Below are 12726 nucleotides of genomic sequence, written 5' to 3'. Positions count from 1 at the left end.
TTATTTTGAATACTCACGGTTATCCTCTAAATTAATAAGGCACGTTAACTGGCACGGTAAATTATAACAGTTTAGCTAATACTGCACTGTTAACATATTTTCCTGCAAAAAAAAGGGGCAATACCCCTTTATCTTTGATGGTTAATAAATAATGTATTATAGTACTTTACTGAATATTCAGCGTTGAATATTCAATAGCTCAACATCAAATATGAGTGCTGCGCCACCAGGGATTTTACCCGCTGCACGGTTACCATATGCCAATGTATTGGGGATAAAAAAGCGGGTTTTCTCACCAACTACCATTAGTGGAATACCCTCAGTCCAACCTTTAATGACACGGTTTAAAGGCAATGTAATGGGTTCGCCACGTTCAACAGAGCTATCAAATACAGTGCCATCAATTAATGTACCGTGATAATGTACAGTAACAGTATCTGTCGCTGTAGGGTGCTCAGTGCCAGAACCAGTCTGTAATACTTGATATTGCAAACCAGAATTTGTTGTTATCACACCCGGCTTCACTTTGTTTTGCGCGAGAAAATTAACACCCGCCTGACGATTTTCTGTTGTATTACCTGAGTTTCCTGATATTTTTTTGATAAACAACATCACCACAATAATCGCCGCCAAAACTACGATAATTTTCGACATCAACATGCCCTTATTAATTACTGTAAATACCTAACGGTGTACAACTGTGCCACATTAATGCGAAAAATCGCAAGGCCAGTGTAAAATACGGTGACAAAGAAAGGAAAAACAGAAGATTAATGTGAAGTGAACCTCGCCCAACGCTAAACGGGGCGAGGTCAATATTCAGAATAAAGAAAAATCAGTTCGCGGATTTCTCTGCGGCTACTGAGTCCTCTGTTACTTGATCTGCAGCTTTAAATATTGCTAAAGGTGCCATACGCGCTTTGTTCAGTGTTAATATATCACCCGATAGACTATAGTTATCAACTTGTGCAAATACCTGCATCAATGGTTGTTCAAAGTTTGCGTCCATACAGGCTTTACGGGTCATCCCTAACGGAGAGAAACTGATTCGGCTTGCCTGAGCATTTAGGGTATATGACCCCATAAAATTGTTACAACCGCTAAACCCATGTAAACGATTCTCTTTTGCACTAAACTCCACAAAAGGTTGTTGCTTTTTAGCAACATTAACAGGTACTTTCTTTCCCATTACTTCGGTCAACACCCAACGGTGTGTGAACAGTGGGTTAGTCGCTTCTGTAGATTCTATTGTCTGTTTCATAAGTTGATAATTTTTAGCTAATGGCCCTGTAATTCTCTGACCTGAACGATCCAACATAAATAAGACATTCTCGCCCACAAAATACTGCGTATTTTCATCTTGTTTAGCCAATATCACTGTATTACCTGCTTTATTCCAGGTAAATTTACCTTTATTGTTAAAGGTATTGTTTTCTTTTATACCGAGATATTCAGTAGTTAATTTATAGGTATCATCAGCATTTAATACCAGTGTAGTTTTGATGCCTTCACAACTAGCACAAGGCACAACGCCTTGGTAAGTACCATTCCAGTCAAGTGCATTACGTGCACTATGAGTAGTATCTGCTTGTTTAATGACTTCTGTAGTAGGTTGTACTGCAACAGAATGACTTGCAGCATAAGCACTGCTACCTACAAAAATTGCCAGCAAACTTAATGCCATAACGTTAGCTTTCATCGTTAATTCCTTCATTATAATTTGTATATTTCAAACAAAACATTTATCTAAACCAATAGATTATATGTATCATACTGGTTAAGGCCGTTATTCTCGAACCTTATCAACCTACCCTGTTAATATTATCAACCAAATATAATTAACATAGTGAATACATCTTGTTTGCAGTCTTTTTTATTCCAAAATAATGACATATTGTTCCAAGATAAAACATTCTCTGCTTAACGGCATAAAATATAACGCAGTCTGGAATAGATAATCACGCAAAATATCAATACGCATTGGTTTCTCTCTGTGCTCGAAGAGAAACGACACCATAAAAAGAACACACACAGAGACTTAACCAATCATTAAACAGATAACTCTCTATGAAAATAGGCTATATACAGTGAGAGAAAATTGACAGTAAATATAGAAAAATAGCGTGTGCAGCAAGTGTATTTACTGCGCACGCTATTGCGGTATAACAAAAACAATGGCTATAAATCACCGTTCATTATAGTAGAATTATCTCTTTGGATACTCTGCTCTATTTTGCCCTGCCAGTACATTCATTGATGAGTAACGAGCCTCGCTACCAGAGCGATCAGGCAACCATTCAAGAATAAGTATTTTCCAGTTTGGACTAAACGTAACCAATTTGGGTTGTTCATCAGCAGAAAACGTTCCGATCAGCGTACTGTAATCAGGGCGAACCATCGGATCAGCTGCCGTTGGATCAGCCGCAGAGTAGACATTTACTCTGACATTATCAGGGCCCTTAAAATAAAGAGTCAGTGGTTTATCCGTTGCTAAGGTAAAATCTTCAGGCACAACAATTTCAGATGAACTGTTTACCGGTGCAACCGGAACTGGCACTGGAATAGGAACTGGCTTCACCGGTTCAGGTTTCACTTCCGGCACCTGCTGTACTGGAGCTGGCTCTGGTTTCACTACTGGTACAGGCTGCACTGGAGCTGGCTCTGGTTTCACTACTGGTACAGGCTGCACTGGAGTCGGTTTAGCTGGAACTGGTGCGGGTTTCACTACCGGAGCCGGTTTAGCCGGAACAGGTGCGGGTTTCACCACCGGAGCTGGTTTAGCTGGAACAGGTGCGGGCTTCACCACCGGAGCCGGTTTAGCCAGAGCAGGTGCGGGTTTCACTACCGAAACCGGTTTAGCCGGAACAGGTGCGGGTTTCACTACCGAAACCGGTTTAGCCGGAACAGGTGCGGGTTTCACTACCGGAGCCGGTTTAGCCGGAACAGGTGCGGGTTTCACTACCGGAGCCGGTTTAGCCGGAACAGGTGCGGATTTCACCACCGGAGCCGGTTTAGCCGGAATAGGTGCGGGTTTCACTACCGGAGCCGGTTTAGCCGGAACAGGTGCGGATTTCACCACCGGAGCCGGTTTAGCCGGAACAGGTGCGGGTTTCACCACCGGAGCTGGTTTAGCGGGCACAGCATCTTGTGCCGTAGCAGCAAAAACCACGCTGAACGACATAGCGAGTGCAATAATCTTCGTTATCTGCTTCATCATATGCTCCTCTACTCTTCCTGCCCTTGATACAAACGATCAACAATCGCCCGCAAGAAGTGATACCAATCAGTGTCTTTAATGCCACTTGACTGTATCCATGATGGAAACGCAGGATAACTCAGTGCAATATCAATACGTTCAGCACTTTGTGACCAACCATCAATAAAATTCATTGCCCACGGAAAACCACGACTATTTATAAACTTTGAACTTGAGAATACAGCAGACGTATCATCTAACCGGCCATACAATGTGGTATCAAACAGCTCAGTACCACCATATTGTGGTAAATGCACTTGCCATTTAAGCCCTGGCTGGAAACCGATATTTTCACCATGATAGATACCGGGCGTAGCAAAAATAAACGGATCATACGGTGCGCTACCTAAACGTGAACGCTCAATGGGTTTTTCAAACTCAATGGCTAACTGATATTGAGTATTAATATCTTCACGGCAATCGGGTTTAGTGCGAAAATACTCACATTTGGTAGGAACGGCATCTTTTAAATCATAACTAAAGACAAACACAGCCTCACGATGACTAGGATCTAAAGCGTATTTATTTACTATCTCACCGTTTTTCATTAAAACGGCAGATTTTATTTCACTTGCTTGAATCCCCGGTATACGCCATGCAAAACCATTATGATATCCTGCTCCTAATGATTGAACTTTTGCATCAATCGTCAGTAACTTAAGTGCATTCACATTATTAGAAACTTCATGCATTTGGTAAGCAATTGCGACATCATTAAAATCATAATCACCTTGCTGTGGCCAAAGATCTTCAAACGCAACAGAAGCCCAACGATTCTGCCCAGGATAATAGCTATCAAACTCAATTTCAGGGTTATCAATTTGTACTAACTGTTTAAAGCGTGTTGAATCAACACTATAATTTGGATTCTCTTCCGTGCCTTGATTACTGATTCCTTTAACTGCCTCAATCGGCGTCAACACCATCTCGGCGATAACATCGTTAAAATCGTGATCACCACCGGTACGAAATATATCTTCAAAACCGATAATCAGACTTTTCCCTGGCTGGTTAAAAAGCACCACGTTATGGAATTTTAGATCCGGTGTTGATTCGGTATTAAGTTGGCTAAGGTTATAAAATGGGCCTTTATAATCGGTATTATTCACCACTTTGCCATAGCTTCCGCTCCATCCCCAGCCATTAGGTACCACAAACAAACCAATACCTTGATTTGCTGTTAACTCAACCCCTTTAAGATCAACAGTATCGCCACTAACCATTTCACCATCAGGCGGTAACGAGGCGTTAGGAAACACAATCACATGATTTTCAACATCAGCGGCTGTTTTAGGTGGTTTATTCACATCATAAATAAAATAACCGACACTGTTACGATAGCCTGCTCCTTCGCGTAAAAAACGCAGCTTTACTGTCGCAACGCCTTTAAAATCAGAGTCCATCTCAATTTTGGTATAATCATTACTGGCAATATATTCAGGTTTAACCCGAATACCTTCTGGTAACATCGAATAGATATTTTTTAGGATATAGTCTGAAGGGGGTTCATTGATAACTGCATCGGGTTTTCCTTTCTGGCTATAGCCTGCATCGGGTGCACCTGTCATCCAACTAAACTCTACTGCGCTCGTGGGCATAGCCAATATCAGACTTGACAAAGAGAACAGTGTACAAAGTGATCGCATCACACTACTCCTAATTTACATTACGTAATGTAAAGCGTAGACGAGGATCAACAATCTGCTTAAGTCTAAGTCATCAATTTTATCCCACATATAGCATTTAATGCTTAATGCATTGAACCTTAACACCTATTTCTTTTTACTCTATTCTCTTTTGATCCATATAATATGTCATGATTACTTTTTTCTCTCTTTATTACTCTTGCTAAAAGAGGCTTAAAAGAAATTCATCGGTTATGGTAATATTTCACTTAATAGAGACTAAAAGATGAATAATAGACAATGCATAACACCACCGTAATCTAATGCTCTATTATTCATTTTTTCTCAATTATGCATATCAAGCTTTAAGAGTTCTTGTCACAAAAATAACATTGTGCAATCAGGCTCTTTATTTACGTAGAAATACTGTAATTATAACAAAATTAAACCATACAGCAGAAAACGATAAGAGAATAAAGATGCAAAACCAAACATCAAAATATACAGGGTTGCTTCTCCAAACAGCACGGTTACAGATTGAATACATAACATATACAGATGCGCAATTTATCTGTGACTTACTTAATGATGATGGTTTTTTACGTTATGTTGGTGATAAACAAGTGCGTAATATCGAACAAGCTTGTAGTTATATTGAACAAGGCCCGCAACAAAGCTATCAAACTTTTGGGTTTGGTTTGTATAAAATGGTTCTGACACGCACGCAACAACCCATTGGTATTTGTGGATTAATTAAACGGCCTGAACTAAAAGATGTAGACATCGGTTATGCCATACTGCAACCTTATGAGAGCCAAGGTTATGTAAAAGAAGCGGCACAAGCCTGCTTACAGTATGGCTATCAACAATTAAAATTGCCGCGAATTATTGGTATTACTGATCCTAAAAATATACGCTCAATCAATGTATTAACTCAATTAGGTTTAACCTACAGTCATACTGCACCTGTCTATGTTGATGAGCCTAGTGCATTTTTTGTCCCTTCATCAGTTTGACTTTTGTTAATACACTTTTCTTGCGAATATTGTGGATAATGTTGAGCTCTTTTAGCATTATCCTTTAGCACAAAGTCATCCATTCTTGTGTAAACAAAGTTTTTTTACACTCTTTTGCTTTTCTCTCTTTTTTGTTTATCTCTTTTTATTGTTTTATCTAAGCATTAGCTCAACGTATAGTTTTCTCACTACTTTTCAGTTATCAACACACCGCTGTAACCTGATATTTTATCTTCAGGTGGTTAGCCTGACTGTACGTGATTTTGTACACCCTTTTTATTGCCGTTGTAGCACGGTTTATTCTTTGTTTACCTCAATAAGCGTACTATCTCTTATAGAGATAATATATCGCTTATTAATAAAATATGCATTTGTCTCTCTTGTATGATTTATGTACATAATTAAATCATTTCTACGGCAAAATCATTGATTTGTCATCTTACTGCACCGGAGGTTAACCAAACCGAATATGGACCCAGCGCCCACAGTATTAGTTCAATATCAACCAACTGTGTTCCGGTAAATCAGTGCAGTTCATTCTGTTGTCTGACCGGAACGCACGGACAGGCAACAGAGAGCGAAACGAATCCATTCGCACTCTCTGCTTGTATACCCTTTAGCCAAGCCTGAGCCTGATGCTCATGCGTAACAAAGGTGCAAGCCTATGCAATTTAATCAAATTCCAACACTACTGGTCTCTTTTTTAACCCGTAAGTTACCGCGACGCTTGGTCGCCCGCGATTCACTGCCAACACACCCTCGGCAGTGGAAAGCCCAAAAGCCGGTCACAGATCATCTTACCCAGCACTATCTTACCCATTCAGATTATGATGAAAGTACCCTCTTTACACGCTGTAAAAGCCATCCGAAAGGGTTAACCGAGAAAGAAGTTCGTGAGAAACAAGCTGAGTATGGTGAAAACATGCTCGAAGATCACTCGGCTTTACCGTGGTGGAAACATCTGTGGCACTGCTACCGTAACCCGTTTAATCTGCTGCTCACTCTGTTAGCGATTATTTCGTATGCCACTGAAGATATACAGGCAGTTGTTGTTATCGCCACTATGGTGCTGATTTCAACCTTTATGCACTTTATTCAGGAATCGCGTTCAAATAAAGCGGCTGACAAGCTCAAGGCGATGGTCTCAAATGCCGCGACCGTGATCCGAAGTGATGATCTCACCGGCTACAGCAGCCAGCAAGAGATCCCGATGTCACAACTGGTACCCGGTGATATTGTAAAACTCTCTGCCGGCGATATGATCCCCGCAGATCTTTGCATTATCAAAGCGAAAGATCTGTTTATAAGCCAAGCCTCTTTAACCGGTGAGTCTATTCCAGTTGAAAAATCAGTACTGCGCTATCATGAATCACCTTCTAACCCGCAAATTGGCCAACAGCTTGATAGTTCAGCAGAAAACAACATGCATGATCCTCTTCAGCGTGAAAATCTCTGCTTTATGGGAACTAACGTAGTCAGCGGTACGGCTATTGCTGTGGTTATCGGTACCGGAAAAAATACCTATTTTGGTACTCTTGCCGAGCGGGTTATTCGTCAACATGATGAACCGAATGCCTTTCAAACCGGTTTAAGCAAAGTCAGCTGGCTATTAATCCGCTTTATGCTGGTGATGACACCGGTTGTTTTGCTGATCAACGGTTTTACCAAAGGTGACTGGTGGGAAGCGGCGCTGTTTGCACTCTCTGTTGCTGTCGGCCTGACCCCTGAAATGCTGCCAATGATCGTCACATCAACACTGGCAAGAGGTGCAGTTAAGCTGTCAAAGCAGAAGGTAATCGTCAAGCGTCTTGATGCAATCCAAAACTTTGGTGCAATGGATGTACTCTGTACCGATAAAACCGGAACCCTCACTCAGGATAAGATCGTTCTTGAACGCTACACAGATATTGAAGGCAAGCCGTGTGAACAAGTTCTGCGTTATGCGTGGTTAAACAGTTACTATCAAACCGGCCTGAAAAATCTGCTGGATGTTGCGGTGCTGGAAAAAGGGGCAGATAAAAATCTGGCGGTGACCGGCCTTGATTTGGGGCTTGGGCTTGGTCTGCACAAAGTAGATGAAATCCCGTTTGATTTTGAGCGTCGCCGTATGTCGGTTGTGGTTCGCGCAACAAATGGGCCAGATGAGCTTATTTGTAAAGGCGCACTTGAAGAGATCCTTGCAGTCTGTACGCATGCGCGTATTAACGAAGAGGTGGTTTCACTTTCTGGTGATCGTCTTGAGGCGGTGCGCACTATTACCCGTGATCTTAATCAACAAGGGCTGCGCGTTGTTGCCGTTGCCAGTAAAACGTTAGTTGATCACAGTGAGCAATACAGTGTTACCGATGAGTATGAGTTGATTTTGGAAGGCTACATTGCTTTTCTCGATCCCCCAAAAGAGACCACAGCTCCAGCTCTCTCTGCATTAAAGGCCAACGGCATACAGGTAAAAATCTTGACTGGTGATAATGAACTGGTTGCCGCAAAAGTGTGCCACGATGTTGGGCTTGATGCCGGAAGTATTTTACTCGGAACACACGTTGATCAGCTCAGTGACGTAGAGCTGGCCAGCGCCGTCACAAATACCACCGTCTTTGCCAAACTCACACCCCTGCACAAAGAGAGGATAGTGCAAACTCTGCGGGCAGAGGGCCATGTGGTTGGTTTTATGGGCGATGGCATTAATGATGCCCCTGCACTGCACGCTGCTGATATTGGTATTTCGGTTGATTCAGCGGTTGATATTGCCAAAGAAGCGGCTGATATTATTTTGCTGGAAAAAAGCTTGATGGTACTCGAACAGGGGGTTCTTGAAGGGCGCAAAACATTTGCCAACATGCTGAAGTACATTAAAATCACAGCCAGCTCGAATTTTGGTAATGTTTTTAGTGTACTGGTTGCCAGTGCATTTCTGCCCTTTTTACCGATGCTACCCATTCATTTACTGATCCAAAATCTGCTATACGATATCTCACAAGTGGCCATTCCATTTGATAATGTCGATGACGATCAGCTGACAACTCCGCAACGCTGGAATACAGATGAACTCGGCAAGTTTATGCTATTTTTCGGCCCAATCAGCTCTATCTTTGATGTTTTGACCTATTGTCTGATGTGGTATGTGTTCAAAGCCGATAACGTGGGTGCACAAACTCTGTTCCAGTCTGGCTGGTTTGTCGAAGGGTTGTTATCACAAACATTGATTGTGCATATGATCCGTACCCGTAAGATCCCATTCCTACAAAGCCGGCCATCGTGGATTTTAATGGTAATGACAATGGTTGTTGTCGTTGTGGGTATCGGGCTAGTCTTTTCACCGTTGGCACCGTACTTACAGCTTGAAGCACTTCCTTTAAGCTACTTCCCGTGGCTATTACTCATCCTCAGCGGGTATATGGTACTGACTCAAACCGTGAAACGCTGGTTTGTTCATTAATCAGTAGATTTTACACCAATACACAACGTTTATTGCGGGAACGCGCTCATCAACGTGAGCGCCTCCTGCAACTTAGCTTGATTGAAAGCTTATTTGGTATCAATATGCATAACCTTATAATTCATAAAGGTATAATCATAGCCTTATCTCTCTTATGCACGATATAACAGCAACAGAGCTAACGTGAAATAACTCTCGGTTTATTCTGCAAACAGTGCTTATTGTAGGGATGCTGACATACTGTGCTCTCTGATTTAAACAAAACAGGGCAGATTTAACGGTTTTAAGTTGATCGAGCAACTCTTATAATACCTGACAAGATCATTTTTACTCCGGCATGGATTACCTCTGCCTCGGCTATAAAAATCAGGAACGCTGGATATATGACAGATAACAACACTGCGCTAAAAAAAGCGGGGCTTAAAGTCACTTTGCCACGCCTTAAAATTCTTGAATTGTTGCAAACCGGCAATTGCCAACACATCAGCGCCGAAGACTTATATAAAAAGCTAATCGATGTGGGCGAAGAGATTGGTTTAGCGACAGTTTATCGTGTTCTTAACCAATTTGATGATGCAGGAATTGTTAGCCGCCATAACTTTGAAGGCGGAAAATCTGTTTTTGAGCTAACTCAACAACATCATCATGATCACTTAATCTGTTTAGATTGCGGAAAAGTAATTGAATTTAGTGATGACTTCATTGAACAGCGTCAAAAAGAAATTGCTAGCCGTTATGGGATTCGGCTAACTAACCATAGTTTATATATGTATGGGCACTGTGCTGATGGCGATTGTCGACAAGACCCAACCCAGCATGATCTTAAATAATACAAATAAACTTGCTCGTACTTTACTTATCGCATATAGCGAATAAGTAACTAAAAACACAGAAAAGCAGTTACCAGATAAAAAAGCAGCGCAATTATTCATTGCACTGCTTTTTTTATTTCTACCCACTAAGAACATAGCGGGTAGAGAAATATATCTACTTAATCAAGGGTTAACTGTGGTAAAAACTCTTTTGTTCTTGCCAAGAAGGAACGTCGATCTTTACCTGCAAGCCCATCAGACATTGGCAGTTTCACTTTTAATGGATCAACTGCACGGCCATTAAGCAAAAATTCATAGTGAAGATGCGGGCCTGTTGAGCGGCCAGTATTGCCAGAAAGTGCTACACGATCACCTTTTTTCACTTTCTGCCCCTGCTTCACCAACAGTTTGCTCAAATGTAAAAAGCGAGTCTGATACTGTCGTCCTAAACGAATCACAACATAATTACCCGCATAAGGATGATAACCCGCTTTCACAACTTCACCATCACCAATAGACAAAACGGGTGTTCCAATTGGCGCAGCAAAATCGATTCCATTATGTGGTGCAACACGCTTTGTTATTGGATGTAAGCGGTGTGGATTAAAATTAGATGACACACGAAGCTGCTTTAATGTTGGTAAACGAGAAAAACCTTTCGCTAAACCAGAGCCCTCTCGGTTATAAAAACGGCCATCTTCTGCTTGAATTGCATAGTAATCTTTACTTGCTGTATTCAAACGAACCGCTTTTACCTCACCTGAACCGGTTACTTTGCCATCAAGAAACTCACGTGACATCAATACACTAAATTTGTCACCCTTTTTAAGCTTACGAAAATCAATCTGCCATTGCAGTGCTTTTGTTACTTGTTGAATTTCACGGGTAGACAAGCCTGCTGCTTTTGCACTGGTTACAAAGCTACCATTAACCGTTCCAGTAACACGGTCATTTTTCCACACACCTTGCATTGTTTGTACTGTACGCTTATACGTACCATTAGCACTACGATCATAAACGCGAGTATCACGGTTATTCACAATCCAACTGAGCTGTTGTAAAGCTCCGTCATCTGTCAACTTCCACGATAACTCTTGACCAATACCCAGCTTTTGTACTTCAGGATTACTTTTGGTCAGTGCATGAATATCCGATATATCAATACCGTATTGCGTTAAAATACTGCCGAGGGTTTCACCGCTCTCTACTGTATGCTCGTGTACCGCCTCTTCCATTTTTTGATCCAGATCATCTTTCTCTGGCTCAAGTTCAGGCGCATCATTAGGCATGACCTGATCTAATGGTTCACTGGCTTCCGGCTGTAATATCCGCTGTGTCTCAATATCATCCAGCGGCACTTCTCGCATTAACGACGAGTTGTGATGCAATACAGGATCCCACGTTGCAACAGTTAATGTCAGCACCGTGAGCATCCCTAAAAGCATTTTATGTAATCGTGGCAGGCTGTTGAGAGCTAGTGAGACAGACCTGACAAATTCTTGCACTTTGTTACCTCAATTTTTTTTATTTTTTTAAGCAGCTCGCGTATTGTCGAGAAAGCTGCTCAAGAAATTGAATATAGCTGTCCTTACTGAGAGAAACCTTCTCACCGAGAGGATCAAGCGTGCCAATATTGACAAGCGTTCCCCGAGTCACAGCATTAACCACCGAAGGCCTAAACTGAGGCTCTGTAAAAACACAAGTCACGTTTTGCTGCTGAATTTTTTGCTTAATTTCCTTTAACGTTCTAGCTCCAGGCGCAACTTCAGGATTTACCGTGAAGTGCCCAACGTTACGTAAATTGGCAAAAGACTCAAAGTACCCATACCCATCATGAAACACAATATACGCATTATTCTGAACTGGGCGGAGTATGCTACCAACTTTTTCAGGTAAATGCGCAATTTGCATTTTAAAATCTTGAAGGTTGGCATCTAATTTGTCTTTTTGTTCTGGAAAAAGTTCCAATAAATGATCATGAATTGCAACGGCTGTATACAAAGCAATCGAAGGTGACATCCAGACATGTAAATCAACTGAACCATGATTGTGCCCATCATGATTATCTGGATATATACGATGTTCATCCACTTTGTTAATGTCTGCATGTTTATGCTTATCATGAGAGCCAATGCTATTTTGATCAGTAAAATGAGGCTTGATAGTCTCTTTAACATCAGCATCTTTTTTTGCTCTAGTCTTATTATCGTCATCATCATGTAAAAGTGGTATGACTGATGGCAATGTTTTTATCTGAATTTGTTGTGCACTGTCTTTTTTCGCGAGTGGCTTCACTAAAAAAGACTCCATATCACTACCTACCCACACCACCAAATCAGCACCCTGAATACGCTGAATATCAGAAGGTCGTAGTGCATAATCATGCGGTGAAGCGCCATTAGGCAACAAGACTTCTGTTGTCGTTATACCATCAGAAATGGCTGAAGCGATAAAACCTAACGGTTTTACTGACGTGAGTACATACGCTGCTGCATGAAATGTAGGGAGTAATAGTAAACTTAGTAGACAAATTCGCTTAATCATACAAAAATCTCTGCTCTAGCCGGAATGCTGGTGTTAT

The 12726-nt window shown here is 41.5% G+C and carries 9 protein-coding genes; 3 read left to right on the top strand and 6 right to left on the bottom strand.

The genetic code is table 11. The features are described 5' to 3' along the window. Positions 1 to 177: 177 nt before the first annotated feature. The 4 genes from ACRC53_RS06475 to ACRC53_RS06460 form a co-directional block, all read right to left on the bottom strand. Positions 178 to 654, bottom strand: a complete 477-nt coding sequence (locus tag ACRC53_RS06475; RefSeq protein ID WP_438642684.1) for an FKBP-type peptidyl-prolyl cis-trans isomerase — start codon at positions 652 to 654, stop codon at positions 178 to 180. A gap of 181 nt (positions 655 to 835) precedes the next feature. Further along, a complete protein-coding gene (locus ACRC53_RS06470; RefSeq protein ID WP_438642683.1) occupies positions 836 to 1699 on the bottom strand; it encodes a copper resistance protein NlpE N-terminal domain-containing protein in 864 nt (287 codons plus the stop codon). Between the two features lie 507 nt (positions 1700 to 2206). Continuing rightward, positions 2207 to 3214 carry a hypothetical protein gene (locus ACRC53_RS06465; protein WP_438642682.1) on the bottom strand — a complete coding sequence of 336 codons (1008 nt, stop codon included), beginning with the start codon at positions 3212 to 3214 and terminating at the stop codon, positions 2207 to 2209. 11 nt (positions 3215 to 3225) lie between these two features. Then, a complete protein-coding gene (locus ACRC53_RS06460; RefSeq protein WP_438642681.1) occupies positions 3226 to 4902 on the bottom strand; it encodes an LruC domain-containing protein in 1677 nt (558 codons plus the stop codon). A gap of 458 nt (positions 4903 to 5360) precedes the next feature. On the opposite strand from ACRC53_RS06460, the gene ACRC53_RS06455 reads away from it, so the two are divergent. The 3 genes from ACRC53_RS06455 to fur all read left to right on the top strand — a co-directional run bounded on the left by ACRC53_RS06455 (position 5361) and on the right by fur (position 10163). Then, complete coding sequence (locus ACRC53_RS06455; RefSeq protein ID WP_438642680.1) at positions 5361 to 5897, top strand: GNAT family N-acetyltransferase; 537 nt, start codon at positions 5361 to 5363, stop codon at positions 5895 to 5897. A 664-nt stretch (positions 5898 to 6561) separates the two neighbouring features. Then, a complete protein-coding gene (gene mgtA, locus ACRC53_RS06450) occupies positions 6562 to 9333 on the top strand; it encodes a magnesium-translocating P-type ATPase (protein WP_438642679.1) in 2772 nt (923 codons plus the stop codon). A 383-nt stretch (positions 9334 to 9716) separates the two neighbouring features. Beyond that, entirely contained in the window at positions 9717 to 10163 is a 447-nt protein-coding gene (gene fur / locus ACRC53_RS06445; protein WP_438642678.1) for a ferric iron uptake transcriptional regulator, read from the top strand. Between the two features lie 161 nt (positions 10164 to 10324). Here fur and mepM read toward each other — a convergent pair whose 3' ends face one another. After that, positions 10325 to 11650, bottom strand: a complete 1326-nt coding sequence (gene mepM, locus ACRC53_RS06440; RefSeq protein ID WP_438642677.1) for a murein DD-endopeptidase MepM — start codon at positions 11648 to 11650, stop codon at positions 10325 to 10327. Positions 11651 to 11669: 19 nt separating this feature from the next. Then, positions 11670 to 12689, bottom strand: coding sequence for a zinc ABC transporter substrate-binding protein ZnuA (znuA, locus tag ACRC53_RS06435; RefSeq protein ID WP_438642676.1), 1020 nt, complete (start codon positions 12687 to 12689; stop codon positions 11670 to 11672). Between the last annotated feature and the right edge of the window lie 37 nt (positions 12690 to 12726).

It is taken from the genome of Plesiomonas sp. (genome assembly GCF_051652165.1).
In the GTDB taxonomy this organism is placed as follows: Bacteria; Pseudomonadota; Gammaproteobacteria; order Enterobacterales; family CAMTGL01; genus Plesiomonas.
This window is presented reverse-complemented; position numbering and strand designations above follow the sequence as displayed.

Excerpts from the sequence above, each read along its gene's own strand:
- ACRC53_RS06475 (WP_438642684.1), bottom strand. The coding sequence starts at position 654 with ATGTCGAAAATTATCGTAGTTTTGGCGGCGATTATTGTGGTGATGTTG.
- ACRC53_RS06470 (WP_438642683.1), bottom strand. The coding sequence starts at position 1,699 with ATGAAAGCTAACGTTATGGCATTAAGTTTGCTGGCAATTTTTGTAGGT.
- ACRC53_RS06465 (WP_438642682.1), bottom strand. The coding sequence starts at position 3,214 with ATGAAGCAGATAACGAAGATTATTGCACTCGCTATGTCGTTCAGCGTG.
- ACRC53_RS06460 (WP_438642681.1), bottom strand. The coding sequence starts at position 4,902 with ATGCGATCACTTTGTACACTGTTCTCTTTGTCAAGTCTGATATTGGCT.
- ACRC53_RS06455 (WP_438642680.1), top strand. The coding sequence starts at position 5,361 with ATGCAAAACCAAACATCAAAATATACAGGGTTGCTTCTCCAAACAGCA.
- mgtA (WP_438642679.1), top strand. The coding sequence starts at position 6,562 with ATGCAATTTAATCAAATTCCAACACTACTGGTCTCTTTTTTAACCCGT.
- fur (WP_438642678.1), top strand. The coding sequence starts at position 9,717 with ATGACAGATAACAACACTGCGCTAAAAAAAGCGGGGCTTAAAGTCACT.
- znuA (WP_438642676.1), bottom strand. The coding sequence starts at position 12,689 with ATGATTAAGCGAATTTGTCTACTAAGTTTACTATTACTCCCTACATTT.